At 71.8% G+C, this 26766-nt stretch carries 31 protein-coding genes; 23 read left to right on the forward strand and 8 right to left on the reverse strand.

Going from position 1 to position 26766, the window contains the following annotated elements; translation table 11 throughout:
* Positions 1–169: 169 nt before the first annotated feature.
* A complete protein-coding gene (locus tag IE263_RS22835; protein ID WP_189939578.1) occupies positions 170–616 on the reverse strand; it encodes an ATP-binding protein in 447 nt (148 codons plus the stop codon).
* Between the two features lie 157 nt (positions 617–773).
* Between IE263_RS22835 and IE263_RS22840 the strand changes: the two genes are divergently transcribed.
* Genes IE263_RS22840 through IE263_RS22860 form a run of 5 tightly spaced genes read left to right on the forward strand, consistent with a single transcriptional unit; the run spans position 774 to position 3639 of the window.
* Positions 774–1625: a helix-turn-helix domain-containing protein gene (locus tag IE263_RS22840; protein ID WP_268256058.1), complete on the forward strand. Its 852-nt coding sequence runs from the start codon at positions 774–776 to the stop codon at positions 1623–1625.
* Entirely contained in the window at positions 1622–1819 is a 198-nt protein-coding gene (locus IE263_RS22845) for a DUF397 domain-containing protein (protein WP_189939579.1), read from the forward strand. Before IE263_RS22840 ends, IE263_RS22845 begins: the two co-directional genes overlap by 4 nt.
* Before the next feature lie 51 nt (positions 1820–1870).
* The gene (locus IE263_RS22850) at positions 1871–2470 is read left to right on the forward strand and encodes a histidine phosphatase family protein (protein WP_189939582.1); all 600 of its coding nucleotides are present in this window, start codon (positions 1871–1873) and stop codon (positions 2468–2470) included.
* A 37-nt stretch (positions 2471–2507) separates the two neighbouring features.
* Complete coding sequence (locus IE263_RS22855; RefSeq protein ID WP_189939584.1) at positions 2508–3158, forward strand: hypothetical protein; 651 nt, start codon at positions 2508–2510, stop codon at positions 3156–3158.
* Between the two features lie 58 nt (positions 3159–3216).
* Positions 3217–3639, forward strand: a complete 423-nt coding sequence (locus IE263_RS22860) for an acyl-CoA thioesterase (protein ID WP_189939587.1) — start codon at positions 3217–3219, stop codon at positions 3637–3639.
* 161 nt (positions 3640–3800) lie between these two features.
* On the opposite strand, the gene IE263_RS22865 is transcribed toward IE263_RS22860, so the two are convergent.
* Positions 3801–4652 carry an NAD(P)H-binding protein gene (locus IE263_RS22865; protein WP_373312045.1) on the reverse strand — a complete coding sequence of 284 codons (852 nt, stop codon included), beginning with the start codon at positions 4650–4652 and terminating at the stop codon, positions 3801–3803.
* A 96-nt stretch (positions 4653–4748) separates the two neighbouring features.
* On the opposite strand from IE263_RS22865, the gene IE263_RS22870 reads away from it, so the two are divergent.
* Complete coding sequence (locus IE263_RS22870) at positions 4749–5540, forward strand: AraC family transcriptional regulator (protein ID WP_189939590.1); 792 nt, start codon at positions 4749–4751, stop codon at positions 5538–5540.
* Between the two features lie 44 nt (positions 5541–5584).
* On the forward strand, positions 5585–6187 hold the full coding sequence (locus tag IE263_RS22875; RefSeq protein WP_189939592.1) for an exonuclease: 603 nt from the start codon (positions 5585–5587) through the stop codon (positions 6185–6187).
* A gap of 85 nt (positions 6188–6272) precedes the next feature.
* Here the strand turns inward: IE263_RS22875 and IE263_RS22880 are convergent, their stop codons facing one another.
* From IE263_RS22880 to IE263_RS22905, 6 genes are all read right to left on the reverse strand, one after another.
* Positions 6273–7652 (reverse strand): 8-oxoguanine deaminase, encoded by a 1380-nt coding sequence (locus IE263_RS22880; RefSeq protein WP_189939594.1) that lies wholly within the window; start codon positions 7650–7652, stop codon positions 6273–6275.
* A 10-nt stretch (positions 7653–7662) separates the two neighbouring features.
* Positions 7663–8589, reverse strand: coding sequence for a factor-independent urate hydroxylase (gene pucL, locus IE263_RS22885; RefSeq protein WP_189939596.1), 927 nt, complete (start codon positions 8587–8589; stop codon positions 7663–7665).
* A gap of 2 nt (positions 8590–8591) precedes the next feature.
* Positions 8592–8999, reverse strand: a complete 408-nt coding sequence (uraH, locus tag IE263_RS22890) for a hydroxyisourate hydrolase (protein WP_189939604.1) — start codon at positions 8997–8999, stop codon at positions 8592–8594.
* A gap of 7 nt (positions 9000–9006) precedes the next feature.
* Entirely contained in the window at positions 9007–9516 is a 510-nt protein-coding gene (uraD, locus tag IE263_RS22895; protein ID WP_189939606.1) for a 2-oxo-4-hydroxy-4-carboxy-5-ureidoimidazoline decarboxylase, read from the reverse strand.
* 89 nt (positions 9517–9605) lie between these two features.
* The gene (locus IE263_RS22900) at positions 9606–9974 is read right to left on the reverse strand and encodes a helix-turn-helix domain-containing protein (protein ID WP_189939607.1); all 369 of its coding nucleotides are present in this window, start codon (positions 9972–9974) and stop codon (positions 9606–9608) included.
* Positions 9971–10219 (reverse strand): YkoF family thiamine-binding protein, encoded by a 249-nt coding sequence (locus IE263_RS22905; RefSeq protein WP_189939608.1) that lies wholly within the window; start codon positions 10217–10219, stop codon positions 9971–9973. Before IE263_RS22905 ends, IE263_RS22900 begins: the two co-directional genes overlap by 4 nt.
* A gap of 274 nt (positions 10220–10493) precedes the next feature.
* On the opposite strand from IE263_RS22905, the gene IE263_RS22910 reads away from it, so the two are divergent.
* The 16 genes from IE263_RS22910 (at position 10494) to IE263_RS22985 (ending at position 26737) form a co-directional block, all read left to right on the forward strand.
* On the forward strand, positions 10494–11510 hold the full coding sequence (locus IE263_RS22910) for a lytic transglycosylase domain-containing protein (RefSeq protein WP_189939846.1): 1017 nt from the start codon (positions 10494–10496) through the stop codon (positions 11508–11510).
* Between the two features lie 66 nt (positions 11511–11576).
* A complete protein-coding gene (locus IE263_RS22915) occupies positions 11577–12662 on the forward strand; it encodes an RNA polymerase sigma factor (protein ID WP_229911112.1) in 1086 nt (361 codons plus the stop codon).
* A 180-nt stretch (positions 12663–12842) separates the two neighbouring features.
* Complete coding sequence (locus IE263_RS22920; RefSeq protein ID WP_189939610.1) at positions 12843–13790, forward strand: ABC transporter ATP-binding protein; 948 nt, start codon at positions 12843–12845, stop codon at positions 13788–13790.
* A complete protein-coding gene (locus IE263_RS22925) occupies positions 13787–14557 on the forward strand; it encodes an MlaE family ABC transporter permease (protein ID WP_189939611.1) in 771 nt (256 codons plus the stop codon). The genes IE263_RS22920 and IE263_RS22925 overlap by 4 nt, the downstream gene beginning before the upstream one ends.
* A 3-nt stretch (positions 14558–14560) precedes the next feature.
* Entirely contained in the window at positions 14561–15376 is an 816-nt protein-coding gene (locus tag IE263_RS22930; protein ID WP_189939612.1) for an MlaE family ABC transporter permease, read from the forward strand.
* A 14-nt stretch (positions 15377–15390) separates the two neighbouring features.
* A complete protein-coding gene (locus IE263_RS22935) occupies positions 15391–16641 on the forward strand; it encodes an MCE family protein (RefSeq protein ID WP_189939847.1) in 1251 nt (416 codons plus the stop codon).
* Complete coding sequence (locus tag IE263_RS22940; protein ID WP_189939613.1) at positions 16638–17675, forward strand: MCE family protein; 1038 nt, start codon at positions 16638–16640, stop codon at positions 17673–17675. The genes IE263_RS22935 and IE263_RS22940 overlap by 4 nt, the downstream gene beginning before the upstream one ends.
* The gene (locus IE263_RS22945) at positions 17672–18847 is read left to right on the forward strand and encodes an MCE family protein (protein WP_373312047.1); all 1176 of its coding nucleotides are present in this window, start codon (positions 17672–17674) and stop codon (positions 18845–18847) included. The genes IE263_RS22940 and IE263_RS22945 overlap by 4 nt, the downstream gene beginning before the upstream one ends.
* A complete protein-coding gene (locus IE263_RS22950; protein WP_189939614.1) occupies positions 18844–19974 on the forward strand; it encodes an MCE family protein in 1131 nt (376 codons plus the stop codon). The genes IE263_RS22945 and IE263_RS22950 overlap by 4 nt, the downstream gene beginning before the upstream one ends.
* Positions 19971–21269: an MCE family protein gene (locus IE263_RS22955; RefSeq protein ID WP_373312048.1), complete on the forward strand. Its 1299-nt coding sequence runs from the start codon at positions 19971–19973 to the stop codon at positions 21267–21269. The genes IE263_RS22950 and IE263_RS22955 overlap by 4 nt, the downstream gene beginning before the upstream one ends.
* The gene (locus tag IE263_RS22960; protein ID WP_189939615.1) at positions 21266–22543 is read left to right on the forward strand and encodes an MCE family protein; all 1278 of its coding nucleotides are present in this window, start codon (positions 21266–21268) and stop codon (positions 22541–22543) included. The genes IE263_RS22955 and IE263_RS22960 overlap by 4 nt, the downstream gene beginning before the upstream one ends.
* Positions 22540–23133, forward strand: a complete 594-nt coding sequence (locus tag IE263_RS22965) for an Rv1363c family protein (RefSeq protein WP_229911113.1) — start codon at positions 22540–22542, stop codon at positions 23131–23133. The genes IE263_RS22960 and IE263_RS22965 overlap by 4 nt, the downstream gene beginning before the upstream one ends.
* Before the next feature lie 37 nt (positions 23134–23170).
* Positions 23171–23962, forward strand: coding sequence for an Rv1363c family protein (locus IE263_RS22970; protein WP_189939616.1), 792 nt, complete (start codon positions 23171–23173; stop codon positions 23960–23962).
* Between the two features lie 149 nt (positions 23963–24111).
* Positions 24112–24951, forward strand: coding sequence for a TIM barrel protein (locus tag IE263_RS22975; RefSeq protein ID WP_189939617.1), 840 nt, complete (start codon positions 24112–24114; stop codon positions 24949–24951).
* A gap of 38 nt (positions 24952–24989) precedes the next feature.
* The gene (locus tag IE263_RS22980) at positions 24990–25883 is read left to right on the forward strand and encodes a 2-hydroxy-3-oxopropionate reductase (RefSeq protein ID WP_189939618.1); all 894 of its coding nucleotides are present in this window, start codon (positions 24990–24992) and stop codon (positions 25881–25883) included.
* A gap of 227 nt (positions 25884–26110) precedes the next feature.
* The gene (locus IE263_RS22985; RefSeq protein WP_189939619.1) at positions 26111–26737 is read left to right on the forward strand and encodes a DUF2207 domain-containing protein; all 627 of its coding nucleotides are present in this window, start codon (positions 26111–26113) and stop codon (positions 26735–26737) included.
* Positions 26738–26766: the final 29 nt, after the last annotated feature.

A 26766-nucleotide genomic window follows, 5' to 3' on the forward strand; every position in this document is an offset into this window, starting at 1 on the left:
CAGCACTCTCCATTTATTTGATCAAGACCCGGACAGACCCACTCGCGAAAGCGCGAGGCCTAGCGGTACCGACCGAGGCGGCCGGAGCTCTCTTTGCCGCGGCATGCGATGCGCGGCACGATCTGCCGCCGTCGCAGCCAGGTCCGTAAGTGGCAGACGCCACTGACACTCAGCCCAGCGTGACCTCGCACCACACCGTCTTCGTGTACTGGTCCCCCCACGTCGCTCCCCAATGGGCGGACAGGGCCTCGACGAGGAGGAGGCCCCGGCCCGACTCCGCGTCGGGGGCGGGCTGCTGGAGCGTGCCGGGGGTGGGTGGGCGGCGGCCGGGGCGGGCATCGGTCACCTCGATACGGAGGGTGGTGTCCTCCGGGTGGAGCGTGAGGCGGAGCCGGAAGTCGCGGCCCCGCTCCCGGCCGTGCCGTACGGCGTTCGCCGCCAGTTCGGCGACGAGGAGGGTGGCCGTGCCGTTCGCGTCCGCCGCATAGGGCCAGCCCCAGGTGTCGAGTTGTTCCGCTGCCAGGTGACGGGCGAGGCGGGCGCCCCTGGGGGTGGCGGAGAGACGGACGGTGAAGTGACGGGTAGTGGGGGTGGGTTGAGCAATCTCCACGTTCATGTCACTCAGCGTGGTCGCGTGACTCTAACCTGAACAGCGCCATCGGCGGTACGCAGCGTCACTGTCCGCTCGCTGTCCGGCTCCGTCCGGGCGGCGACGCGTTACGCGACGGGCCGCTGGGGAGTTGGGAACGGACGACACGAGGAGGTGTCCGAGGGTGGGCGCGACAGGACAGGGAGACGCCGAGGAGCCGCAGGTCGACGACGAGGAGTCGACCGCGGTCCTGCGGACCGTCGGCAAGGTCATCAAGATGTGCCGGGAGCGGAAGGGGATGACCCAGGCCGAGCTGGGCACGGCCATCCGGTACAGCGAGGAGCAGGTGTCCTCGGTGGAGCGGGGGCGGCGGGCGCCGATGCCACAGTTCCTGGAGGCGGCGGACGACGTGCTCGGGGCGGGCGGGGTGATCGCCGGGTTGCAGAAGGACGTGGAGGAGGCTCGGTATCCGAAGAAGGTGCGGGACTTGGCCAAGTTGGAGGCGAAAGCCGTCGACTTGGGTGCCTACGCCAGTCACCACATCCACGGTCTGTTGCAGACCTCGGCATACGCAGAGGCCCTGTACGCCATGCGGCGACCGACGTACACCGAGGACGAGATCAACCGTCACGTTGCCGCGCGCATGGCGCGGAAGTGCGTCTTCGACCGCCTGCCTTCGCCGCTCGTCAGCTTCGTCCAAGAAGAGGTGACGCTGCGACGGCCCATCGGGGGCAGAATGGTGTTGCGTCAGCAGCTCGAACACTTGTTGGAGGTCAGCGCGCTGAGGCACGTCGAGATCCAGGTGATGCCCACGGACCGTGAGGACCACGCAGGCATGGCCGGCTCGCTGCAACTGCTGAAACTCAGTGATGGCAAGACGGTGGGGCACTCCGAAGCCCAGCTGCACAGTCACCTGATCAGCGACCCCAGGGAGGTCCAGATTCTGGAGATGCGCTATGGAATGATCCGGGCGCAGGCTCTCACACCCCGGGAGTCACTGGCCTTCATTGAGAAAGTCCTGGGAGAGGAAACATGACGCCCACCCCGTCCGCAGCTCCACTTGAATGGTTCAAGAGCAGCTACAGCAGCAACGACGGCCCCGAGTGCGTCGAAGTCGCCTTCGCCCCCAGCACCGTCCACATACGGGACTCGAAGAACCGGCGAGGCCCCCAACTCGCCTTCGGTGCAACGGAATGGGCTGCCTTCGTCTCCTACGCCGCCGATCACTGACCGGACACGTGGCCTCGGCGTCTCCCGGGCCCCTGTGCGAGCCTGGGCCTCATGGGTGATCTCTTTCTCGTCCGGCACGGCGAGACCGCATGGTCCCGCTCCGGTCGGCACACCGGTTCGACGGACGTCCCGCTCACCGAGCACGGCCGGGAGGAGGCACGCCGGCTGGTGCCGCTCATCCGCTCGCACCGGATCGGGGCCGCGTTCGTCAGCCCCCTGCAGCGGGCGCGGGAGACGGCGGAGGTGATCGGACTGCACGAGGTGCGGGTCGACGCGGATCTGCGGGAGTGGGACTACGGCGGCTACGAGGGCGTCACCACCGTCGAGATCCAGCGTGAGCGGCCGGGCTGGTTCCTGTTCACGGACGGGGTCGTGCCCGGACCGCCGGAACGTCCCGGGGAGACGCCGGAGCAGGTCGGGGAGCGGGCCGACCGGATGCTGGCCAAGGTGGACGCGGCGCTCGCCAACACCGAGGGGTGCGTGGTGCTGGTGGCCCACGGCCACTTCCTGCGGGTACTGACCGCCCGGCGGCTCGGGCTGCCCGCGTCGGCGGGAGCGCTGTTCCAGCTGGCCACGGGGACGCTGTGCCGGCTGGGCACGGAGCACGGGCGGCCGGTGATCGCCGGCTGGAATGTCAGACCCGGGTCGTAGCCTTCGAGAGGATCGCAGCACTCGGAGGGAGCACGCCGTGACACGACCGCCGACTGCCGCTCAGCGGCGTGTGATCGATGCCGCCGATCCTGTCACCGGGCGGCTCAGGGGCACGGAGGCGCAGATGGCGGCGCTGGTCAGGCGGGGGCTTGCCTTCCGGCATCCGCGGCCGCCGCACGACCACTTTCTGACGCCGGCGGGGCATCGGATACGGGAGGCGGGTCCCGAGCCGCTCCCCGTGTCCGAGGCGGTGTCCAAGGCGGTGCCCGGGGCGCCGGAGGCGGACACCGGGGTGTTCGCCGCGCGGGTCGGGGGCGAGGAGCGGCCGGACACGCGGCCGTCCCGTGCCCGTGAGGTGCACAGTGCCTGGCAGGGGCTGCTGGAGCTGCGCCGGATGACCAATCCGGACGGGGCCGTGGACCGGCCGTGCGGCTGGGAGCGTACGCATCTCGTGCGGGCCGCCGCGCTCGCCCTGGAGGCGGCCGGGCACCGTCCCGCGGACCCGGAGGCCGACGGCTACCGGGTGCGCGCGACGCCGCAGCCGGAGGCCGTCGCCGTGCACGGGCCGGACGACGGGACGCTGCGGGCCTGCGCGGCGACACTGGACAAGGCGGGCTGGCAGGTCGGCGAACACACCGATCCCCGCACCAGAGCGCGCTATCTGCTGGCTTCCCCCCGCCGGGTGTGAGGGACATGCCAAGATCGGTGGACAGGGCATCGATTCTCGTCGACGAGTAGGGGAAGCAGTGAGCGAGCCGTTCTCCGTCCGGGTCACCGTCCGCGGATACGAGACCGACGTACAGGGCCACCTCAACCAGAGCGTGTACATCAACTACGCGGAACACGCGCGCTGGTCACTGCTCCAGGCCGCCGGCATCACCCAGGCCGGGCTGATCGGCAGGGGCGTCGGACCGGTCGCCCTGGAGACGACGATCCGCTACAAGCGCGAGCTCCTCGCCGGCGACGAGGTCGACGTGACCTGCTCCTTCGTGTGGGGCGGCGGCAAGACGTTCCGTATCGAGCAGATCATCCGCAAGACGGACGGCACGGTCGCGGCCGAACTGACCGCGGTGGGCGGGCTGCTCGACCTCGAGGAGCGGCGGATGGTGAAGAACCCGCAGGACTACTTCAAGGAACTGGCATCCGATCCGACCCTGTTCGGCCTCTGACCGGCACCGGCACCGCCTGCGCGTCCACCAGCTCCGGCGCCGCTGGTCCGGCTCGGCCGGAGCCGGTGCGGCGGTACGGCGGCACGGCGGACGGCGGGGCCCGGCACCCCGCCGCACCGCGCTCCCCACGGCACCGCACTCCCCGCCGTGCCGCCCTCCGGTCACCCCTCCCCGAACAGCCCCCGATGCGCCCGCGCCCACTCCCGGTACGTCCGCGCCGGACGCCCCAGCACCTCCGGTACGTCCTCGGTGACGACGGCGTTGCCGCCCGCGCGCACGAAGGCCGCGCCGCCCAGCACCCCTTCCACCTGCGCCTCCCCGAGGCCCCAGGCGCGCAGGTGCTCACGTGTCTCCTCCGGCGCGAGGTCCCGCGCCGTGACCGGTCGGCCGAGGACCTCGGCGAGCACGGCGGCCTGGCCGGGGACACTGATCGTCTCCGGACCGGTCAAGGTGTACGTCCGCCCCGCGAGCCGACCCTCGAGGAGCACCCGCGCCGCCACCTCGGAGACGTCACGCGGGTCGATCACCCCCTGCGGGCCGTCACCACTCATGTTCGGCACCGGCTCGCCCGCCCGGATCGCCGGGGCCCAGCTCAGCGTGTTCGAGGCGAAGGACGAGGGCCGCAGGACCGCCCACTCCGCCCCGCTCTCGCGCACAGCCCGCTCACCGGGGAGGTGCCAGGCGCCGGACGGCCCCACCTCGGGATCGCCCGTCGCGATCGCGGAGAGCTTCACCAGCCGGCCCACGCCCGCCGCCACCGCCGCCGCGACCAGGTCCTGGTCGTACCGGGTGTCCGGCCCGGGCACGCCGACCAGGAACGCGGCCGTCACCCCGGCCGTCGCCGCCTCCAGGGACCCCGGATCGCCGTAGTCCCCCCGGACCAGCTCCACCCCCGAGGGCACGCGGGCCTTCGCGGGGTCGCGGGCCAGGGCGCGCACCTTCTCGCCGCGCGCCGCCAACTGCCGTACGAGTTCACTGCCGATGGTGCCCGTGGCACCGGTCACGAGGATCATGGACTCCACGGTGACGGGCGGCCCTCCCCGGTCTCTAGGAAATTCCGGCACGCTTCGGCCGCCCGCGAAGGCCTGCCGCGCGCTTACGGTGAAGGCGTGACGAACGCCCTCGCCGAGCAGGCCCTGCCCGTCCCCGAGACGGTCCGCCCCTGGATCACCGACATCGCGTCGGTGCGTGTCACGGGACCGCTGGAGGACTCCTTCACGCACGTACCGGACACCGCGACGCAGGTGGTCGTGCGGGTCGGGGCCGACGGGCGGCGGGACATGATGGTCGTCGGGCCGCGCACCCGTGCCGCGTACCACGCGGACGCGGACAAGCAGGTGGTGTCCTGCGTGCAGGTGCGCCTGGGACCGGGCGCGACGCGTCCGCTGCTGGGCGTGCCGGCGGTGGACCTCGTCGGCCGGGTCCTGCCCCTGCGCGAACTGCCGTCCGCGACGGCCCGCCAACTGGCCCGCGCCCTCGCCGACTTGGAGCAGGAGGAGTACGCGGCCCACTTGGCGGCCACGCTCCCCTCACCCGCCACGCCCTCCCGCGACCGGCTGCTGCGAGCCGCCGTGGCCGCCCTCTCGACCCACCACGACCGCACCCCCGCCCCCGTGCAGGACGTGGCCCGCGAACTCGCCGTCAGCGAGCGGCAGTTGCGCAACCTCTTCGCCGAGGGAGTCGGCGTCTCCCCCAAGCACTACGCCCGCATCCACCGCGTACGACACGTCCTGACCCACGCGACCACCGCCCCCTGGGCGGAGCTCGCCGCCGCCACCGGCTACTACGACCAGTCACACATGACGGCCGACTTCCGCACCCTGATGGGCGTGCCGCCCAGGGCGTTCTTCACGGGCCGGCTGCCACGGGCGACGCCCTGCCAGGCGACCCGACACCGCTGAATTCGGGTGCGGGGCACCCCCGCGACCTGCGATGCTCCGGTCCCATGTCCCGCCGCCGCAGCAAACCCAGTCTCTACATCTCCGTGGATATCGAGGCCGACGGCCCGATCCCGGGCCCGTACTCGATGCTGAGCCTGGGTGCCGCGGTCGCCGGTGTGCAGGACGCCGACGGCTTCACCCCGGCCGATCCCACCGCCCGGACCTTCTACGGCGAACTACGGCCCATCAGCGAGGAGTTCGTCCCCGAGGCGCTGGCGGTGAGCGGCCTCGACCGGGAGCGGCTGCGCCGGGAGGGACTCGAACCGGCCCTGGCGCTGGGCCGGTTCACCCGCTGGGTGCGCGAGGTGAGCGGCGACGCGCAGCCGGTGATGTGCGGCTATCCGGCCGCGTACGACTGGATGTTTCTCTACTGGTACCTGATCCGCTTCACCGGGGAGAGTCCCTTCGGGCACTCGGGTTGCCTCGACATGAAGACCCTGTACGCGACGAAGGCGGGCCTTCCGCTGCGGGCCGTCGCCAAGGGCACGATGCCGCGTGAGCTGCTGTCGCGGCGCCGCCACACCCACCATGCCCGCGACGACGCGATCGAGCAGGCGGAGCTGTTCGCCCACCTCATGCAGTGGCCGGGGCCCACCTCACCCCGCTGACCGTCCCGGGGCGCGCGCGTCCGCGCGCGCCCCGGTCACGGCTTCCGGTCGAGGGCCGTCCCCCTCGACCGGAGTTCTCAGGTGCTCAGCCCTGCCCGGCGACACGGGCGAGCCGCTGGGCCTCCTCCCGCGTGGTGCGGGCGATCGCGTCCTCGTCGGCGGTGAGCAGGCGGCCGTTCTCGACGATCTGACGGCCGTTCACGAAGGAGGCGGTGACCGGGGCCGCCGCGCCGAAGACCAGGGCGGTCACGGGGTCGGCGATGGAGGCGTGGGCGAGGGTGTCCAGCCTCCACAGCACCAGGTCGGCGAGCTTGCCCGGCTCCAGCGAGCCGATCTCGCGTGCGCGGCCCAGGACCTGGGCGCCGCCGTAGGTGCCGAGACGCAGGGCCTGACGGGCGTTCAGGGCGGCCTCCCGGTGGGCACCGAGGCGGTTGATGAGGAGCGCGTTGCGCAGTTCGGTGTGGAGTTCGCCGGACTCGTTCGACGCGGTGCCGTCAACGCCGAGGCCGACCGGGACACCGGCGGCGAGCATGTCCGGGACCCGTGCGATCCCCGCCGCGAGACGGGCGTTGGAGGACGGGCAGTGGGCGACGCCGGTCTTCGTCCGGGCGAAGGCGTCGATGTCGGAGTCGTTCATGTGGACGCAGTGCGCCATCCACACGTCCTCGCCGAGCCAGCCGGTGGACTCGAAGTAGTCGGTGGGGCCCATGCCGAACAGCTCGTGGCAGAACTTCTCCTCCTCCACGGTCTCCGAGCCGTGGGTGTGCAGGCGCACGCCGAGACCGCGGGCCAGCTCCGCGCCCTGACGCAGGAGTTCGGTGGAGACGGAGAAGGGGGAGCAGGGGGCGACGGCGACCTGGGTCATCGCGTCGAAGGAGGCGTCGTGGTGCTGCCGTACGGTCTCCTCGGTGGCGGTGAGGGCGCCCTCCAGGGTCTCGACGGCGAAGTCCGGGGGCAGCCCGCCGTCCTTCTCGCTGCGGTCCATGGAGCCGCGGGCGAGCGTGAAGCGGACGCCCATGTCGCGGGCGGCGCCGATGATCGCGCCGGACAGGTCGCCGGAGCCCCGCGGGAAGACGTAGTGGTGGTCCATGGCGGTGGTGACGCCGCCGCGGGCCATCATCGCGAGCGAACCCTGCGCGGCCGCCCGGACCATCGGCTCGTCGATGCGCGCCCAGGTCGGGTAGAGCGCGACGAGCCAGTTGAAGAGGTTGTGGTCCGTGGCCAGGCCCCGGGTGATCCACTGGTAGAAGTGGTGGTGGGTGTTGATCAGGCCGGGGGTCACCAGGTGGCCGGTGCCGTCGATGCGGCGTACGACGTTCTCCAGGCCCTCGGGGGCCCTGCCCGCGCCGAGCGACTCGATCCGGTTGTCCGCGACGACGAGGTACCCGGAGGCGTACTCGGTGTCCTGCGTGTCGACGGTCGCGATCGCGCAGTTCTCGATGAGGATGCGCTGGGCTGCTGCCATGGTTCGTCCTTCAGAGGTTGGTGAGGTCCGCCGGGATCTTCGCCTCGCACCCGTCCCGCAGGACGGTGGCCTCGATCAGGCCGTAGGGGCGGTCGGCGGCGAAGTACACAGCTCCGTCGGCGGTGTCGTTCTTGAGCCCGAACGGCTCCAGGTCCACCAGGAAGTGGTGCTTGTTCGGGAGGGAGAAGCGGACCTCGTCGATCTCGTCGCGGTGGTCGATGATCCGTGTGGCCATGGCGTACAGGGTCTGCTGGAGCGAGAGGGAGTACGTCTCGGCGAAGGCTCGCAGCAGGTGGGCCTTGATCTGCGCGTACGACTCGTCCCAGTCGGGCGTCTGCTGCTCGTCGTCGGTCCAGTTGAAGCGCCAGCGGCCGGACACCTCGGTGGCCAGGATGCGGTCGTACGCCTCGGGGAGCGTCGTGTACTTGTCCTTGACGTAGCCCCAGAACTCGGAGTCGGTCGAGTTCATGACGGTCAGGTCCTTGAGGCCGGAGACGACCTCCCACGTGGAGCCGTCGTACGTGATCTGCGTCAGCCGGGTCTCCTGGCCCCTGCGGACGAAGGAGTGCGCACCCTTCCCGGAGTGCTCGATGCGCTCCCAGGCGTACTCCTCGACACGGATGCGGGCGCGGTGGATGGGCTCCTGGCTGGTGACGAAGTGGCGGGCGAGGTGGATGCCGAACTGCTCGGCGGACTCGATGCCGTACTCCTTGGCGAACGCGTACACCGTGTTCTTCGTGGTGTCGGTCGGCAGGACGTTGGCGTTCGAACCGGAGTAGTGGACCTCGTCCATGTCGCCGGAGAGCGACACCGAGACGTTCAGGTCCTTGATGTGGTGGGTGGCGCCGTCCCGCGTGATGCGTACGACTCGGTTCTCGGCCTTGCCGTACTGGTTCTGTCCCAACACCGGGCGGGCGGGGCGGGAATTGTCTGCCATAGCTAGCTCCCTCGGTAAACGGAGTAGCCGAACGGGTTGAGCAGCAGCGGTACGTGGTAGTGCTCGCCCGGCGTGACGGCGAAGGTCACCGTCACCTCCGGGAAGAACACTCCCGCGGCACCGCTGTCCCGATTCGCGGGGGCGTCCTGCTGCGCATCGGCTTGCTGGTGGGCGGAGTTCTCGAAGTACCGCTCGACGGCGAAGTCGAGCCGTACATGGGTGGTCCCCTCCGGCAGCGCCGGGAGGTCCTTGCACCGGCCGTCCGCGTCGGTCGCGGAGCCGCCGAGCGCCCGCCAGTCCGCTGCGCGGCCCGCGCGGGCGGCGAGGTGGACGGCGACGCCCGCGGCGGGGCGGCCGGCGCTGGTGTCCAGGATGTGCGTGGACACGGAGGCGGTGGTGCTGGTGCTCATGCTGCTCTCAGTCCTCTTCGACGAGTCGGGCCAGGCGGATGCGGTTGATCTTCCCCAGCTCGGTGCGGACGATCTCGCGCTCCTGCTCCGGCGAGTTCCCGATCCGCTGTCTGACCGCGTCCCGCATCTGCTCGCCGGTGCGGCCGGTGGCGCAGATCAGGAAGACGTGGCCGAACTTCTCCTGGTAGGCGAGGTTCAGTTCCAGCATCTCGGCCCTGAGCTCGTCGGAGGCGCCGGCCATGCCGCGCTGTTCCCGGGCGGACGTCGGGTCGCCGGGCCTGGGACGGCCGATCGGCGGGTGCCCGGCCATCGCCTGTTCCAGATCAGCGGGGGTCAGCTCGGCCATGGCGGCGTCGTTCGCCGCGTAGAGGTCGGCGGTGGTGGAGTAGGGGCGGGCGTCGAGCAGCCGCTGCACCCAGGCCGGGGCGGCGCACACCTCGTGCAGCTCGGCCCGGGCCGCCTGTTCCTCCAGGGCGTTGAGGCGGGTGAGGCCCGATGGCGTAGGAGTCGACGTCATGCCGACAGCTAACGCCCTCCGCACTCCGTACGTCAACAGTTTGTTGAAAAATCGAACGGGTAAAAGCAGGGGTGCCGGAGAGCCGCCGGTCAGACCCCTTTCTCCCGGTTGAGGTAGTTGTAGACCGTGAAGCGGCTGACCCCGAGGGCGCTCGCCACCGTCTCCACGCCGTGCCGCACGGAGAAGGCGCCGCGCGCCTCGAGCATCCGCACGACCTCCTGCTTGGCCTTGCGGTCCAGGTCGGCCAGCGGCCTGCCCTGCTTGCGCTCCATGGCGGCCAGGATGTGGTCGAGGGAGTCGGCGAGCTGCGGCAGCCGTACGGCGACGACCTCGGCGCCCGCCCAGGAGAGGACGACATCGTCGGGGCCGGCCTCGTCCGGCGGGAGCATCTCGCCGCCCATGGCGTCGACCAGCGGCTTCACGGCCGTGATGAAGGGCTCGTCGCCGGCGCCGCTCACTCGCCCTCCCCGATGACGTTGACCTGGAGAGAGATCCGGGTGGCGCCCGCGCCGAGGGACTTGCGCAGCAGGGCGTCCACGGCGGCGAGCACCACGTCGGCACCGCCTTCCGCGGTGTTGCCGAACGGCCCGACGTCGACCGCGTCCAGATCGGCCGCCTCGATCACCTCACGGGCGACCAGCGCGTGCGCGGGCGCCTCTTCGAGGTCGAAGGGCTCGGTCGTGAACTCCACTTTCAGTCGCACTGTGCCCCCATGGCATCTGCTCCGACCCGCGCGTGCCGCCAGGTCCGCGATCGGGACCGGACCGCCCAGGCCGCTTGGGGAGACCTTAACGGACATGGTCGCGGACCCGGCCTCCTCAGCGGTCCCCGTTCCGTGCGACGGACGGGCCGCCCCGCCGCGTAGAGCAGAGGACGAATCCGCACAGGGATCCGCCCAGGGAGGAGACTGCGAGGTGCGCACATTCAGGAGTGGTGTGTTCAGGGGGGCCAGGGGTACGGCGATCGCGGCGGCGGCCATGGCCGCGCTCACCGCGTCGCAGGGTCCGGGGACGACGCTCCCGGCCCGGGCATCGGAGCCCGCGCGTCAGGCGGCACCCGCCGAACGCGGGCCGAGCGTGTCCGGTGACACCCCGTACCGCACCGAGCTGCCGCCGCTGCGGGCCGGGAAGCACGAGAAGGGCGCCGCGCCGGTGGCGGGCGGCGGCGCGCTGCCGGCGAGCGTGTTCGCCGCGTACCGGCACGCCGAGCAGGAGCTGGCCCGCACCACCCCCGGTTGCGGACTGCGGTGGCAGCTGCTCGCCGCGATCGGGCAGGTGGAGTCGGGGCAGGCGCGCGGCGGCCGGGTGACCGCGGACGGCACGACCGTGACGCCGATCCTCGGCCCCCGGCTGGACGGCGGCGCCTTCGCCGTCATCCGCGACACCGACAGTGGGGTCTACGACGGGGACACGTCGTACGACCGGGCGGTGGGCCCGATGCAGTTCATCCCGTCCACCTGGGCCCGCTGGGGCGCCGATGGCAACGGCGACGGCCGGGCCGACCCGAACAACGTCTTCGACGCGGCGCTCGCCGCCGGCCGCTATCTGTGTGCAGGCGGGCGGAACCTGTCCGACCCGGCCGACCTGGACCGGGCGATCCTCGGCTACAACCACTCGCGGGCGTACCTGCGCGCGGTCAGGGCCTGGTACGCGTACTTCCTGGAAGGGCACCGGGTGGTGCCGGACCGGCGCGCCGAAGCCTCGGGCCGACCGGCCCCGTCGCACCCGAGCACGCCGAAGCCCGCTGCGCCCGAACCGTCCGTCCGCCCGAGCGCGGATCCGTCCCGTACGCCCGCCACGCCACCCGCCTCCCCTGCCCCCGCCCCGTCGCGCCCGGCAGGCGGAGCCGGGGAGACGGATGAGCCGCTGCTCCCCGTGCCGGACCCGGACGTGTTGCCCGGCGACGGCGTGCTGCCCGGCGACGGTCCGCTGACCAGCAACAGTGAGGACACGATGGGCTCCGCCCCCTCCACAACCGCGACTACCGGGCGGTAATGTCGCCAGCCGCCGGACGGCACAGGACCGGCGGGTGAGCGCGAAGGGGCCCTCATGGCGACGGACATGCCTGCTGAGACAGAGGCGGCCATGGCTGCTGGGACACAGGCGGACCACGACCGCTGGCAGCGCATGTGGAGCCACCGCGAGCAGTTGCTCAAGGTGGCCCGGCGGCGGTCGATGAGCCTGGAGGACGCCGAGGACGCCGTGCACGAGGCGATGCTGCGCGCCGCGGAGCGCCCCGACCTCGACGACGAGCGACTCGGCGCCTGGCTGACCACCGTGACGATGCGGCTGTGCGTGGACCGGTACCGCCAGGTCAACCGTGAGGCCCAGGTGCGCACCAGCCCCACGCTCGTCGCACCGGGCCCGGTGCCCGTCGAGGAGGTCGTGTGCGACCGGGCCGAGGCCAGGTGGCTGGCCGTGCGCAGCGGGGAGCTGCCCGCCCGCCAGGCGGAGGCGCTCCGACTCAAGTCCGAGGACCTGGACGTCGGCCAGGTCGCCGTGCGCATGGGGCTGAGCTACCGGACCGTCGAGTCGCTGCTGGCCCGGGCCCGGCGCACGCTGCGCGCCTCGCTGGCCGGGACGCTGGGGCTGGTGCTGTTCCTGTTCGGGCGGGGGCGGCCGCGCGGTGGCGGCAAGGCGCACGCGGTGGCGGTCGCCTCCACGGCGGCGACCCTGGCGGTGGCGGGGTTCGTCCTGCCGTACGCGCTCGACGGGAACGGGAACGGGGGCGGGAGGAGTCCCGCGCCGAGGACCTCCGTGTCGGGCCCCGGGGAGGCGCTCCGGCCCGACGGTGACGGCCGGATGAGCGCTCCTCAGGCCCACGAGCCCGCGCCGACCCCGCCTCGGGAGCCGACGGAGTCTCCCGCCGGCGGTTCGCTGCTGCCGCTGTCCGTGCTGCCCCTGCCGGAGGTCGCGGTGTCCCCGCTTCCGGTGCTGTCGGCACCCGAGGTCCCGCAGGTGCCGGACGTGCCGCATGTGCCGCAGCTGCCGGAGCTGTCCGAGGTGGCCGAAACGCCGGACCTCCCGGAGCTCCCTGATGTGCCGGACGTTCCGGTCGAGTCCGCCGTCCCGTCGGCCTCGTCGGTTCCGGTGACGCCCTCGGTTTCGGACACCCCCGCCGTACCCACGACGCGCACGCTCCCGTGAAGCCGCACGTCAGGCCGTAGGTCAGGCCGTAGGTCAGGCCGTAGGTCAGGCCGCCCGTGGAGCGGCCCACACCCCACCCGCAAACCCGTCCGAAAAAAATCCGCCTCGGTCGCGACGGACGCCCCGCCCCTCCCCGTAGAGCAGGTGTCGGAGCTGCTCCATGGCTGAAGGGTGGACCGGATGGGTGTCGAGATCTGTGTGGAAGGGCTGACCAAGTCCTTCGGTCACCAGGTCATCTGGCAGGACGTCTCGCTGACGCTGCCCGCCGGGGAGGTCTCGGTCCTGCTCGGCCCCTCGGGCACGGGCAAGTCGGTGTTCCTCAAGACGCTCGTGGGCCTGCTCAAGCCGGACCGCGGCTCGGTCCGGGTCGCGGGCCGGGACATCACCACACTCCGCGAGCACGAGCTGTACGAGGTGCGGAAGCTGTTCGGCGTGCTGTTCCAGGACGGCGCGCTGTTCGGCTCGATGAACCTCTACGACAACATCGCCTTCCCGCTGCGCGAGCACACCCGCAAGTCCGAGAGCGAGATCAGGCGGATCGTGCTCGAGAAGATGGACATGGTCGGGCTCATCGGCGCCGAGGAGAAACTTCCCGGCGAGATCTCCGGCGGCATGCGCAAACGGGCCGGGCTGGCCCGGGCACTCGTACTCGACCCGGAAGTCATCCTCTTCGACGAGCCGGACTCGGGCCTCGACCCGGTGCGCGTGGCCTATCTCAACCAGCTGATCGTCGACCTCAACGCGCAGATCGACGCGACCTTCCTGATCGTCACGCACGACATCGCCTCGGCCCGCCAGGTGCCCGACAACATCGGGCTGCTGTTCCGGCGCGAGCTGGTCATGTTCGGCCCCCGGGAGAAGCTGCTGACCAGCGACGAGCCGGTCGTACGGCAGTTCCTGAACGGCCGGATGCAGGGGCCGATCGGCATGGCGGAGGAGAAGGACGCCGCACAGGTCGAGCAGGAGCTCGCCCAGCTCGGTGACAGCGCCCGCGCGGAGACTCCCGGCAGCCGGGAACTGACTCCCCGCCTGCTGCCGGGGCCGGGCATCACCCGCCCGCCCCGCTGGCAGGCGATAGCGAGACGCGAGGCCGAACCGCACCGCCGGAGGGAGGTGGCGGACGCATGAGCCTGTCGCCCACCGGGGCGCTGCGGCACTCGGGCCACCTGTTCGCGATGGCGCTGGACGTCCTGCGCACCGTGCCCCGTCGTCCCTTCCAGCTGAGGGAGTTCATCCAGCAGGCGTGGTTCATCGCGAGCGTCACGATCCTTCCCACCGCGCTCGTCTCCATCCCCTTCGGGGCGGTGATCGCGCTGCAGATCGGCAGCCTGACCCGGCAGCTCGGCGCCCAGTCCTTCTCCGGTGCCGCGTCGGTGCTCGCGGTCCTGCGGGAGGCCTCCCCGATCGTCACCGCGCTGCTGATCGCGGGCGCCGGCGGCACCGCCATCTGCGCGGACCTGGGGGCGCGCAAGATCCGCGAGGAGATCGACGCGATGCAGGTACTGGGCATCGACCCGATCCACCGCCTCGTCGTCCCGCGGGTGCTGGCCTCGATGGTGGTCGCCGTGCTGCTCAACGGCCTGGTGTCGGTGGTCGGTGTCGCGGGCGGCTACTTCTTCAACGTGATCCTCCAGAACGGCACGCCCGGCGCGTACCTGGCGTCCTTCACCACCCTCGCCCAGCTCTCCGACCTGTGGGCGGCCGAGCTGAAGGCGCTGGTGTTCGGGGCGATCGCCGCGATCGTCGCCTCGTACAAGGGGCTGACCGCGAAGGGCGGTCCGAAGGGAGTGGGCGACGCCGTCAATCAGTCAGTGGTGATCACCTTCATGTTGCTGTTCGTGACGAACTTCGTGATGACCGCGGTGTACTTCCAGGTCGTCCCACAGAGGGGTTAGCCGATGAGACCGCTCGACCGCCCCCTGCGCTCTCTCGAAGATCTGGGTGCCCAACTCTCCTTCTACGGCCGCTCCCTGGCGTGGACCGGCCGCACCCTGCGCCGCTACAAGAAGGAGGTCCTGCGCCTGCTCGCCGAGGTGAGCTTCGGGCGAGGCGCGCTGGCCGTCGTCGGCGGCACCGTCGGCGTCATCGCCTTCCTGTCGTTCTTCACCGGCACCGAGGTCGGTCTCCAGGGCTACGCGGCCCTCAACCAGCTCGGCACCTCCAACTTCGTGGCGTTCCTGTCGGCGTACTTCAACACCCGGGAGATCGCCCCGCTGGTGGCCGGGCTCGCCCTGTCCGCGACGGTGGGCGCCGGCTTCACCGCCCAGCTCGGCGCGATGCGGATCAGCGAGGAGACCGACGCCCTGGAAGTCATGGGCGTCCCGTCGCTGCCGTTCCTCGTGACCACGCGGATGATCGCCGGATTCGTCGCGGTGATCCCGCTGTACGTGGTCGGGCTGCTGTCCTCGTACCTCGCCGCCCGCACCATCACCACCGGCTACTACGGGCAGTCGACCGGCACCTACGACCACTACTTCCACCAGTACCTGCCGCCCGTCGACGTGTTCTGGTCCTTCGGCAAGGTGATCGTCTTCGCCGTCCTGATCATCCTGGTGCACTGCTACTACGGCTACTACGCGAGCGGCGGACCGGCGGGCGTCGGCGTCGCGGTGGGCCGTGCGGTACGCACCTCGATCGTCGCCGTCAACGTCCTGGACTTCTTCCTGAGCCTCGCGATCTGGGGCGCCAACACGACCGTGCGGATCGCGGGGTGAGCCACATGAACCGGATGCGAGCGCTCAGGCTGCGGTTGTACGGCATCGCCTTCGTCGCCGTGCTCGCCCTGCTGCTGTCCCTGTCCGTGGCCGTCTACCGGCAGGCGTTCACCCCCGTCGTGCGCATCACGCTGGAGGCCGACAGCCTCGGCAACCAGCTCGATCCGCGCGCCGACGTCAAGCTGCGCGGGCTGCTGGTCGGTGAGGTGCGCTCGGTGCGCGCGGACGGCGAGAAGGCCGTGCTCGACCTCGCGCTCAAGCCGGAGTACGTGGCGTCCATCCCGTCGGACGTCCACGCGCGGTTGCTGCCCAAGACCTTGTTCGGCGAGAAGTACGTCGACCTGGTGGCACCGCGCGGCTCCTCCGGCACCCGGCCCCTCCGCGCCGGGGACGTCATCACCCAGGACCGCACCAGGGTGGGCATGGAGCTGCAGCAGCTGATGAACGACCTGCTGCCCCTGCTGCGGACCGTCGAGCCGGGCAAGCTCAACTCCACGCTCTCGGCGTTCGCCACCGCGCTGGAGGGCCGCGGCGACCGGATCGGCGACAACCTGACCCGCGTCGAGGGCTACCTGCGCCGCCTCAATCCGCACCTGCCGTCCCTGAAGGAGGACATCGCGCGCTTCGCCGACGTCGCCGAGGTGTACGGGGACGCCGCTCCCGACCTGATGAGAATCCTGCGCAACACGGTCACCACCAGCCGCACCCTCGTCGAGAAGAAGGACCGGCTGGCCGCCGCCCTCCGCACGACCGCGGCCGTCGCGGGCACCACGGAGGACTTCCTCGCCGAGAACGGCGACCGGCTGATCACCCTGGGCCGGGTCTCCCGCCCCACGCTGGAACTCTTCGCCCGTTACTCGCCCGAGTACCCGTGCCTCCTGGACGGTCTGGTGCGGCAGGAGGAGGCGTCGGAGGAGGCGTTCCGGGGCGGCAGGATGCGGATCACCCTCGAAGTGGTGCGGGCGCAGCGCGCGTACGAGCCCGGCGAGGAGCCGTACTACGGCGAGCGGTCGGGACCGGACTGCCGGGGTCTGCCCGATCCGCCGGTGCCCGGCCCGAAACCCAGGCTCAACGACGGTACGTCGTCCGGCGGTTCGGACGGCGCCCTGCCCGGAGGTGTCCCCGTGTCCGCCACCGAGGCCGAGCAGCGGGCCGTCGGCTCGCTCGTGGCCCCCGTCCTGGGCGTGCCCGCCGACGAGGTGCCGCCCGTCACGACCCTGCTGTTCGGACCGCTGGCCCGCGGAACGGCGGTGAGCGTCGCATGAGGACGAAGGGGGCACGCCGGACGGCCGCGCCGCTGATCAAGTTCAGCCTCTTCGCACTGGTCACGATGGTGGCGACGGCCCTGCTCGCCGCCACCATCGTCAATGTCTCCCTCACCCCGAAGGACACCTACCGCGCGGTGTTCAGCGATGTGACGGGCCTGGAGAAGGGCGACGAGATCCGGGTGGCCGGGGTACGGGTCGGTGAGGTCGAGGGCATCCGGATCAAGGACCGGACGCTGGCGGAGGTCACCTTCACCGTGGCCACGGACCGTCCGCTGCTCACCAGCACGCACGCGGTCGTCCGCTACCGGAACCTGGTCGGGCAGCGGTACGTCGCGCTGACCGAGGGCGCGGGCGACGGCACGCGGCTGCGGCCGGGCGGCACGATCCCGCTGTCGCGGACGCAGCCGGCGCTGGACCTCAACGCGTTGCTGAACGGCTTCAAGCCACTGTTCGCCGCGCTCAGCCCGCAGGACGTCAACCAGCTCGCCACCGAGATCATCAAGACGCTTCAGGGCGAGGGCGGCACCGTCAACAGCCTGCTCGCCCACACCGCGTCGCTCACCACGACACTCGCGGGCCGCGACAAGCTGATCGGCTCCGTGATCGACAACCTCAACACCGTGCTGGAGACGCTCGACAAGCGCGGCGCCCGCTTCTCCGGGCTGCTGAAGCAGCTGCGGCGGGTGATCTCCGGGCTGTCCGCCGACCGCAAGCCCATCGGGAAGTCGCTGGTGAGCATCGGCGACCTGACCGAGGCCACCTCGGGGCTGCTCGGGGACGCCCGCCCGGCGCTGAAGGACGACATCGCCGGGCTGACCGATCTCACCGGAACACTGAACAGGAACGAGAAGACCGTGGAGGGTGTGCTGAAGCGGCTGCCTAACAAGCTGGGCGAGCTGACGGGGACCGCGTCCTACGGCTCGTGGTTCAACTTCTACCTGTGCGACTTCGACGGCCGGATCGTGCTGCCGAAGACGAAGCAGGTGCTCACTCCCGAGATGCACGTGGCGCGGGCGAGGTGCGGCGGATGAGCCTGCGCATCGTGCGGCGGCGCCGCCGTCGCCCCGAGCCGTTGATGAAGGTGCGGATCCTGCCGCCGAAGCTGCCGAGGCTGCCCGGGCTCCGCAGGCTGCCGCAACGCGGGACCGGCCGCCCCGAGCCGCTGATGAAGGTGCGCGTCCTGCCGCCCGAGCTGCCGCGCATCCGGTTGCGCCGCCCGCGCCTGAAGCCGTTCCGTGACCGCAACCCCGTGGTGATCGGCGCCGTCGGCCTGACCACCCTGGCCCTGCTGACGGTCGCCGCGTTCAACGCCGACAGCCTGCCGCTGATCGGCGGGGGTGAGACGTACCGCGCGGCCTTCTCGGAGGCCGGCGGGCTGAAGCCGGGCGACGAGGTGCGGATCGCCGGGGTCAAGGTCGGCAAGGTCGAGGAGGTCGACCTGGACGGCGACCACGTCGAGGTGACCTTCAAGGTCAAGGGCGGCCCGGGGTTCGGGACCGAGACCGGCGCGTCGATCCGGGTGAAGACGATCCTCGGCGCGAAGTACCTCGCGCTGCACCCGAAGGGGCCCGGCCGGCTGAAGCCGGGCAGCGAGATCCCGCTGCGGCGGACGGTGTCGGCGTACGACGTCGTGCAGGCGTTCAGCGATCTGACGACCACGACCGAGGAGGTCGACACGCAGCAGCTCGCGAAGGCGCTGGACACCATCTCCACCACCTTCCAGGACTCGCCCGCCGAGGTACGCGCCTCCATCAAGGGCCTGTCGAGCATCTCCAGGACGGTGGCCTCGCGCGACAAGGCGCTGCGCGAACTCCTCGACCACGCGAACGGGGTCACCGGCGTGCTGGCCGACCACACCGAGGACTTCTCCGCGCTGGTCGAGGACGGCGACAAGCTGTTCAAGGAGATCAGCGAACGGCGCTCGGCGATCCACAAGCTGCTCAAGAGCTCCGCCGCGCTCGGCATCCAGCTCTCCGGCCTGGTCGAGGACAACCGCAAGGAGATCGGGCCCGCGCTCAAGGGCCTGAACACCTTCGTCGGGATGCTCGAACGCAACCAGGAGAGTCTCGACCGCAGCGTCAAGCTGCTCGCCCCGTACGTGCGGGTCTTCACCAACACCCTCGGCAACGGCCGCTGGTTCGACGCCTACGTCCAGAACCTGGTGGCCGCTCCGGTGGTGCCGCGAACGGGAGGGACACGATGAACAAGCGCCTACGGGTTCTCGCCCTGCTCACCGCCCTCGCGGTCGCCGCCGCGCTCGCCGTCGTGCTGTGGCCGCGCCCCGGGACGGTCCGTGTCACGGCGTACTTCCCGCGCACCGTCGGCATCTACCCCGGTTCGGACGTCCGTGTGCTCGGCGTCCGCATCGGCGAGGTCAAGGAGATCTCGCCGGAGGGCGGCCGGGTGCGGGTCGAGCTGGAGTACGAGGAGGGCCGCAAGGTCCCCGCCGACGCGCAGGCCGCGATCATCAACTCCTCGGTGGTCAGCGACCGTTACGTGCAGCTGCTGCCCGTGTACCGGAAGGGCCCGGTGCTGCGGGACGGCGCCGTCATCCCCGAGTCGCGGACCGCCGTACCGGTCGAACTGGACCGGATCTTCGACAGCCTGCACACCACGGCCGAGGCGCTCGGCCCGGAGGGCGCGAACCAGGACGGCTCCCTGGCGCGGCTGCTGGGCGTGAGCGCGGACAACCTCGAAGGGCAGGGGAAGAACCTGAACCAGACGGTCGAGGACCTCTCGAAGGCGGTCACCACCCTGTCCGACGGCCGTGGCGACCTGTTCGGAACCGTGCGGAACCTGCAGGTCTTCACCGCTGCGCTGGCGGCCGACGACAAGAGCGTGCGGTCGTTCAACGGCAGCCTCGCCAAGGTGGCCGAGCAGCTGGCCGGGGAACGCAAGGACCTCGCGGCGGCGCTGAAGTACCTGGCGGCGGCGCTCGGTGACGTGGCCGGCTTCGTGAAGAACAACAAGAAGGCGCTGGCCTCGGACGTGAAGGGACTCAGCAAGGTCACCAAGGTGCTCGTCACCCAACGGGCCGCGCTGGAGGAGCTGTTGGAGGTCGCCCCCACCGGACTGTCCAACCTGCAGAACGCCTACAACCCGTCCGCCGGCACCCTCGACACCCGCAACAACGCGCAGCAGTCGCAGGACCCGGCCGACCTGCTGTGCTCCCTGCTGCGGACGACCGGCGACGAGGGCGGAAAGAACCCCGACTGCAAGGAGTTGGAGAAGCTCTTCGCCTCCCTGCCCGAGGTGCCGAAGGCTCCGGCGGTGCCCGGCACGGGCTCGGTCGACCGGACGCTCGGCGGAATCCTGGAGGCGGGCGCATGAGCGGCCTGGGTATGAGCCTGCCGCGCAGGGGCGGAGCGGTGGTGTGGGCAGCAGTCGGTTCACTGATGCTGACCGGCTGCGAGTTCAACGGCTGGTACGACGTCCCGCTCCCCGGAGGCGCCGCCGCGGACGGCCGTGCCTACCACGTCACCGTCGAGTTCAGGGACGTACTCGACCTGGTGCCGCAGTCGGCGGTCAAGGTCGACAACGTCACCGTGGGCGCCGTGGAGAAGGTGGCGCTCGACGGCTGGCACGCGCGCGTACGGCTGCGGGTCGCCGACTCGGTGAAGCTGCCGGGCAACGCGGTCGCCGAGCTGCGGCAGACCAGCATGCTCGGCGAGAAGTACGTGGCACTGTCCGCCCCGGCCGGCACCGCACCCGCCGGCCGGCTGCGCGACGGCGACCTGATCCCGCTGTCCCGCAGCGGCCGCAACCCGGAGATCGAGGAGGTTCTGTCCGCCCTGTCCGCGCTTCTGAACGGCGGCGGGGTCGCCCAGCTCAAGACGATCACCGTGGAGTTGAACAAGGCGCTGGAGGGCCGCGAGAACCGGGTGAAGTCCCTGCTCAAGGAGCTGAACACGTTCCTCGGCGGCCTGGACGGCCAGCGCAAGGACATCGTCCGCGCGCTCAAGGGCATCGACCGGCTCGCCAAGCGGCTCGGGAAGGAGAAGAAGACCATCGCCACGGCCGTCGAGACGATGCCTCCCGCGTTGAAGGTCCTCGCCGACCAGCGACGCGACCTGACGAAGATGCTCACCGCCCTGTCGGAGCTGGGCAAGACGGGCACCAGGGTCGTCAACGCCTCGCGGGACGACACGGTCGCCAACCTGAGGCAGCTGAGGCCGATCCTGCAGCAGCTCGACAAGGCGGGCGACGACCTGCCCAACTCCCTTGAGTTGCTCACCACTTACCCGTTCCCGCGCAACGCGGTGGACGCCGTCAAGGGTGACTACGTCAACCTCCACGTGACCGCCGACCTGGACCTGTCGGGCATCTACGGCAACCTCACCGACGAGCCCGGCAAGGGGGACGGAGATCCCGGCACGCCGCGGGCCCCGGACCTTCCCGGCCTGCCGGACGTGCCCGACGTGCCCGGCCTGCCCGCACCGACAGCACTGCCGGACACACCGGACGTGCCGGACACGCCCGTCGAACCCTCGGCGCCCCGGGACGGCGACCCGCTGTGCCCGCCGGTGTGCACCGCGGGCTACGGCCCCCGGGCCGGCTCCGGCCGCCTCCCGCCGGGGATCGACCTCACGCTCGCGGAGCTCATGCTGAAGGGGATACAGCCGTGATCACGCGTACGGTCAAGGCCCAGCTGCTCGCCTTCGCCACCGTCACCGCCGTGGGGGTGGCGTACGTCGGCGCCGAGTACACGGGCCTGGTGGACGGCCTCCTCGACCGCGGCTACACCGTGCGGGCCGACTTCGCCGACTCCGGCGGCATCTTCACCGGCGCGGAGGTCACCTACCGCGGGGTGCCGGTGGGCCGGGTCGGCGAGCTGCGGCCGGCCGGCTCCGACGGTGTCTCCGTGGCCCTGGAGATCGAGGACGGAGCGCCGCGCATCCCGGCGGACACGCTGGCGGTGGTGGCGAACCGCTCGGCGGTGGGCGAGCAGTACGTCGACCTGCAACCGCGCCGCTCGAGCGGCCCGTACCTGCTGGACGGCAGCGCGATCCCACGCGACCGGACCCGGGTGCCGCTGCCCGTCACGGACCTGGTCGTCAGCCTGGACCGGCTCGTCACCTCGGTCGGCAAGGACGATCTGCGGATCACCGTCGACGAGCTGGGCGAGGCCTTCTCCGGCACGGGGCCCCGTCTGAGCCGGCTGGTGGACTCGGGCAACGCGCTCGTCGAGTCGGCCTCCGACTCGCTCCCGGAGACGGTCTCGCTGATCGAGGACGCGCGGAAGGTCCTCAAGACACAGGCCGACCAGGGCTCGTCCATCAAGTCGTTCTCCCGCGATCTGGCGGCGCTCACCGCGGAGCTGAAGTCGAGCGACGGGGATCTGCGCCGGCTGATCGGCAACGCGGTGCCCGCCGGGCAGGAGGTCAACTCGCTGCTGAGGTCCGTCCGGCCCGATCTGCCGGTCCTGCTCGCCAACCTCATCAGCGGCGGCCAGGTCACGGTGGCCCGGCTGCCCGGCGTGGAGCAGGCCCTGGTGACCTTCCCGGTGGTGGTCGCGGGCAGCCACACCGTCATCCCGGGCGACGGCACCACCCACTTCGGGCTCGTCCTGAACGCCGACGACCCGCCGCCGTGCACCCAGGGGTACGGCACACAGCGACGCGATCCGGCGGACACCGGCACGCGCCCGGCGAACACCGACGCACGCTGCACGGCACCGCGCGGCAGCGACACCTCCGTGCGCGGCGCTCAGAACGCGCCCGGCGCGGCCGGCCGTTCCGGCGACGCCCACCGGGCCGCGTACGTCACCCCGTACGACCCGGAGACCGGCATCGCCGCCGGCCCGGACGGAACGCCCGTCGAGATCGGCTCGACGGGCGGCGAACAGACCGTGTTCGGAAAGGACTCGTGGCAATGGCTGCTCGTCGGACCGATGGCATGAGCGGGGGCCTCCGCCCGCTGATCGGCGGCTCCCTCACCCGGGCCCTGCGACCGCTGCTCCGGCTGGTCGCCGGACGGGCGGACAGCGGCCGCCGCACCGCGCGGTCCGCCGGGCGCCGCAGGGCGCTGTCGGCGGGGCTCGTCGCGGCCACGGTCCTGACCACGGCGCTCTCGGTCTGGCTCGGCTTCGAGGTGCACGAGCAGCGCGCGGCGGAGCAGCGCCGTCAGGACGTCCTGGCGGCGGCCCGGCAGTCGGCGCTGAACTTCACCTCGCTCGACTACCGGCACTACGAGCGGGACAGCGGGAACGTGCTGCAGGGCGCCACCGGCGACTTCAAGAAGCAGTTCGCCGCGCAGACCGAGGAGCTGACCAAGCTCGTCACCGGGAACAAGTCGGTGTCCGAGGGCCAGGTCCTCGAAGCGGGCATCGTGCGGTCCGACGCGCGCTCGGCCCGGGTCCTCGTCGTCGCCGACAGCAAGGTGACCAACACCGCCGTGCCCGAGGGGGAGGCGCGCACGTACCGGCTGCAACTCGACCTCGTGCTCGAGGGCGGCCGCTGGCTGACCTCGGACGTCGAGTTCGTCGGCTGACCCCCGTACCACCTTTGAGGCTTTGAGGAGAAAGACCGTGGCGAACCCGACCACCCGAGGCCGCGGCGCCGGCTCCCCCGCCCGCCGCACCATGACCGCGGCAGCCCGTGCGGCAGCCAAGCGCGCCCGGCGACCGGAGCACGGCGGGGGCGGCGGGCGTGCCGTCCCCGCCCCGGCGGAGGAGGCCCCGCGGCAGTCCGAGGAGCACAGCTCCGGGCGTACGGTGCTCGTCGACGCTCCGGACGGCGGCTGGGAGGACCCGCCGGAGCCGTCGCCCGGCTCCGCCGAGGAGGAGCCGCAGGAGAACACGCCCGTGCGACGGTCCCCGCTCCCGAGGCTGCGCACCGCTGCGCCGGCCGTCCTGCTCGTGGCCGGTCTGAGCGCAGCCGCCGTGCTCGGATGGCAGTACCGGGAGGGGCGGACGGCGGAGCAGGCCCGAGGGCAGGCACTCGCCGCCGCACGCAAGGCGGTGCCGGCCGTGCTGTCGTACGACTACCGGCACCTGGACCGCGACTTCGCCCGGGCGCGCACGCATCTGACCGGCGACTTCCGCGAGAAGTACGGCGCGACCACGGAGACGGTGGTCGGGCCGGCCGCCCGGAAGTACCACGGGGTGGTGAAGGCGACGGTCGTGGAGCCGTCCGGCGGTGGCGCCCCGGCGGCCTCCGTCGTGTCGGCCTCGCCGGACCGGGCCGTTGTGCTGCTCTTCGTCAACCAGGTCACCAGGAGCACCCAGGTCACGGGATCTCGCGTGGACCTGAACCGGGTGCGGATGACGCTCACCCGCACCTCCGAGGGCTGGAAGGTGAGCGCCGTCGACGCGCTGTGAACCTCCCCCTGCCGATGCGCCCCCGCGCCCCGCGCGGGGGCGCATTCTTGCGGCCGCTCTTGACAGCCCTTCCCCGCCGGAGGCAATCTTCCATCACACAGAAAATGACTTCCACATTATGGAATATCAGGGAGGGAGTGGCGGCCCCGATGGGATTCGCAGACCAGCGCTTCACCGTCAACCTGTCGATCCTCTTCACGGAACTCCCGCTCCTGGAGCGTCCCGCGGCCGCCGCCGCGGCCGGCTTCACCGCGGTCGAGCTGTGGTGGCCCTGGGTCGACAGCCCCGCCCCCGAGCGGTCCGGGCTCGACGCGCTGAAGCGGGCGATCGAGGACGCGGGCGTCCGGCTCACGGGCCTGAACTTCTACGCCGGCCGGCTCCCGGGCCCGGACCGCGGCGCGCTGTCCGTCCCGGGCGAGGAGTCGGAGAGGTTCCGCGCCAACATCGACGTGGCCGCCGGCTTCGCCGAGGCCCTCGGCTGCGGGGCGCTCAACGCGCTGTACGGCAACCGTGTCGAGGGGGTGGACCCGGCCGAGCAGGACGCGCTGGCGCTGGAGAACCTGGTGCTCGCGGCCCGCGCCGCCGACCGGATCGGCGCGGTCCTGCTGATCGAGGCCCTGAACCGGACCGAGTCGCCGCTGTACCCGCTGGTGAGCGCCTCCGCCGCCGTCGGCGTCGTCGACAAGGTCAACCGGGCGACCGGGCTCGGCAACGCCAGGTTCCTGATGGACCTGTACCACCTGTCGACGAACGGCGAGGACCTGCCGTCGGTGATCGAGCGGTACGCCGACCGGACCGGCCACGTCCAGATCGCCGACACCCCCGGCCGCGGCGCTCCCGGCACGGGCTCGCTCCCCCTGGCGGACCTCCTCGCCCGGCTGCGGAAGGCCGGTTACGAGGGCCGGGTGGGGCTGGAGTACAAGCCGGGCGACCGTCCGAGCGCGGAGGCCTTCGACTGGCTGCCGCGGGAGGCGCGCGGAGCGCACTGACCCCTGACGTTGCCGCACCGCGGCAGAGAGGCACCCCCATGAGCAACCAGCTCCCCAAGATCGCCTGGATAGGCCTCGGCATCATGGGCTCCCCCATGTCCGAGAACCTGATCAAGGCGGGCTACGACGTCACCGGCTTCACCCTGGAGCAGGAGAAGCTGGACCGCCTGGCCGCCGCCGGCGGCACCGCCGCCGGATCCGTCGCCGAGGCCGTCCGGGACGCCGACGTCGTGATCACCATGGTGCCCGCCTCCCCGCAGGTCGAGGCCGTCGCATACGGCCCCGACGGCATCCTGGAGCACGCGCGGCCCGGCACGCTGCTGATCGACATGTCCTCGATCACCCCGCAGACCTCGATCGACCTGGCGAAGGCGGCGCGGGACAAGGGCATCCGCGTGCTCGACGCGCCCGTGTCCGGCGGTGAGGCAGGTGCCGTCGAGGCCGTGCTGTCCGTCATGGTCGGCGGCGAACAGGCCGACTTCGACGCGGCGGAGCCGATCTTCGAGGCGCTCGGCAGGACCGTCGTGCTGTGCGGTCCGCACGGCTCGGGCCAGACCGTGAAGGCCGCGAACCAGCTGATCGTCGCCGTCAACATCCAGGCGTGCGCCGAGGCCGTGGTCTTCCTGGAGAAGTCGGGCGTGGACCTGAAGGCGGCGCTGGACGTCCTGGGCGGCGGGCTCGCCGGCTCGACGGTGCTGACGCGGAAGAGGGACAACTTCCTGAACCGGGACTTCAAGCCGGGCTTCCGTGTCGACCTGCACCACAAGGACATGGGCATCGTCACCGACGCCGCCCGCGACGTCGGCGCGGCCCTGCCGGTCGGTGCCGTGGTGGCGCAGCTCGTCGCGAGTCTGCGGGCACAGGGCGACGGCGGCCTGGACCACTCCGCGCTGCTGCGGGCCGTGGAGCGTCTCTCCGGCACCCGGGTCTGACCCGAGGACCCCGTCCGGCGGCGCGAACGTCCTGTCGCGCCCGGCCTCGCGCCGCCGGACGGCACCACCCGCCCTGCGCAGCGGGAGACGCAGGGCGGGTACGTCAACCTCAAATCAACCTCTGAACATGGTTCAGAAGGCTTCAACAGACCCTGGGCATGGGCACATTGTGGTCACGCGGGGCCCGCCGGCACGGGGGTGGCGGGCTCCGCCCCAGGGGGTGTGCCATGAGCGCAGACACAGCGATCCGGCTCCAGCCGCACGAGATCGCACTCCTGCGGGGCGGTCCCCGCGCCGCCGTCACGGTGGCCGTGATGGGCCTTCACCTGCGGGGTGCGGTGGAAGCCGGCCGGCCGCGGACGATGAGGGCGTCGGAGGCCGTCACGGCGGACGCGGTCCCGGGGCAGTCACCGTCTCCCCTCCCGCCGCTGGAGAACGCGGTGCGTGCCTCCCTCCACGAGCCCTGCGGGCTGCGGACGCTGGTGAAACGGTCGGACGTCCGCCTGGCGGTGGCCCTGATGCGCATCCCCCTGGCGGAGGCCGGTCTGCTGCGCTGGCCGCTGCTCGGTCCGACCCGCGCCGCCCGCCGCCATGTGCGGGCCCTGCGGGAGGCGCACGCCCTGCCCGCGGGCCGGCACGGCCTGACGGACCACGACAAGCTGCTCGCCGTCGCGCTGCACGGCGAGGCGGCCCTGCGGGTGCTCGTGCCGCGCTTCGCCCTCCGGGCGGGGCTGATCCAGCGGGCCGAGGTGGCCGGCAAGGGGCTTCTGCGGCATTCCCCTCGTGGTGGCGACGCGCCCTTCCACGGCCGCAGCTGGTACTCCTGCGGAAGTTCGGGCGGCGGCTCCGACTGAGCACGCAGGACCCGAACAGGCGAAAGGGC

This window comes from Streptomyces aurantiogriseus (genome assembly GCF_014649375.1).
Classification (GTDB): Bacteria; Actinomycetota; Actinomycetes; order Streptomycetales; family Streptomycetaceae; genus Streptomyces; species Streptomyces aurantiogriseus.

What these genes read in the sequence shown, in the direction of transcription:
- IE263_RS22930 (WP_189939612.1), top strand. Translation starts at nt 14,561, where the DNA reads ATGAGACCGCTCGACCGCCCCCTGCGCTCTCTCGAAGATCTGGGTGCC.
- IE263_RS22880 (WP_189939594.1), bottom strand. Translation starts at nt 7,652, where the DNA reads ATGGCAGCAGCCCAGCGCATCCTCATCGAGAACTGCGCGATCGCGACC.
- IE263_RS22910 (WP_189939846.1), top strand. Translation starts at nt 10,494, where the DNA reads ATGGCCGCGCTCACCGCGTCGCAGGGTCCGGGGACGACGCTCCCGGCC.
- IE263_RS22950 (WP_189939614.1), top strand. Translation starts at nt 18,844, where the DNA reads ATGAACAAGCGCCTACGGGTTCTCGCCCTGCTCACCGCCCTCGCGGTC.
- uraD (WP_189939606.1), bottom strand. Translation starts at nt 9,516, where the DNA reads ATGACGTCGACTCCTACGCCATCGGGCCTCACCCGCCTCAACGCCCTG.
- IE263_RS22850 (WP_189939582.1), top strand. Translation starts at nt 1,871, where the DNA reads ATGGGTGATCTCTTTCTCGTCCGGCACGGCGAGACCGCATGGTCCCGC.
- IE263_RS22965 (WP_229911113.1), top strand. Translation starts at nt 22,540, where the DNA reads ATGAGCGGGGGCCTCCGCCCGCTGATCGGCGGCTCCCTCACCCGGGCC.
- IE263_RS22835 (WP_189939578.1), bottom strand. Translation starts at nt 616, where the DNA reads ATGAACGTGGAGATTGCTCAACCCACCCCCACTACCCGTCACTTCACC.
- IE263_RS22980 (WP_189939618.1), top strand. Translation starts at nt 24,990, where the DNA reads ATGAGCAACCAGCTCCCCAAGATCGCCTGGATAGGCCTCGGCATCATG.
- IE263_RS22975 (WP_189939617.1), top strand. Translation starts at nt 24,112, where the DNA reads ATGGGATTCGCAGACCAGCGCTTCACCGTCAACCTGTCGATCCTCTTC.
- IE263_RS22875 (WP_189939592.1), top strand. Translation starts at nt 5,585, where the DNA reads ATGTCCCGCCGCCGCAGCAAACCCAGTCTCTACATCTCCGTGGATATC.
- IE263_RS22945 (WP_373312047.1), top strand. Translation starts at nt 17,672, where the DNA reads ATGAGCCTGCGCATCGTGCGGCGGCGCCGCCGTCGCCCCGAGCCGTTG.
- IE263_RS22940 (WP_189939613.1), top strand. Translation starts at nt 16,638, where the DNA reads ATGAGGACGAAGGGGGCACGCCGGACGGCCGCGCCGCTGATCAAGTTC.
- IE263_RS22865 (WP_373312045.1), bottom strand. Translation starts at nt 4,652, where the DNA reads ATGATCCTCGTGACCGGTGCCACGGGCACCATCGGCAGTGAACTCGTA.
- IE263_RS22915 (WP_229911112.1), top strand. Translation starts at nt 11,577, where the DNA reads ATGCCTGCTGAGACAGAGGCGGCCATGGCTGCTGGGACACAGGCGGAC.
- pucL (WP_189939596.1), bottom strand. Translation starts at nt 8,589, where the DNA reads ATGGCAGACAATTCCCGCCCCGCCCGCCCGGTGTTGGGACAGAACCAG.
- IE263_RS22925 (WP_189939611.1), top strand. Translation starts at nt 13,787, where the DNA reads ATGAGCCTGTCGCCCACCGGGGCGCTGCGGCACTCGGGCCACCTGTTC.
- uraH (WP_189939604.1), bottom strand. Translation starts at nt 8,999, where the DNA reads ATGAGCACCAGCACCACCGCCTCCGTGTCCACGCACATCCTGGACACC.
- IE263_RS22955 (WP_373312048.1), top strand. Translation starts at nt 19,971, where the DNA reads ATGAGCGGCCTGGGTATGAGCCTGCCGCGCAGGGGCGGAGCGGTGGTG.
- IE263_RS22935 (WP_189939847.1), top strand. Translation starts at nt 15,391, where the DNA reads ATGCGAGCGCTCAGGCTGCGGTTGTACGGCATCGCCTTCGTCGCCGTG.
- IE263_RS22845 (WP_189939579.1), top strand. Translation starts at nt 1,622, where the DNA reads ATGACGCCCACCCCGTCCGCAGCTCCACTTGAATGGTTCAAGAGCAGC.
- IE263_RS22920 (WP_189939610.1), top strand. Translation starts at nt 12,843, where the DNA reads ATGGGTGTCGAGATCTGTGTGGAAGGGCTGACCAAGTCCTTCGGTCAC.
- IE263_RS22985 (WP_189939619.1), top strand. Translation starts at nt 26,111, where the DNA reads ATGAGCGCAGACACAGCGATCCGGCTCCAGCCGCACGAGATCGCACTC.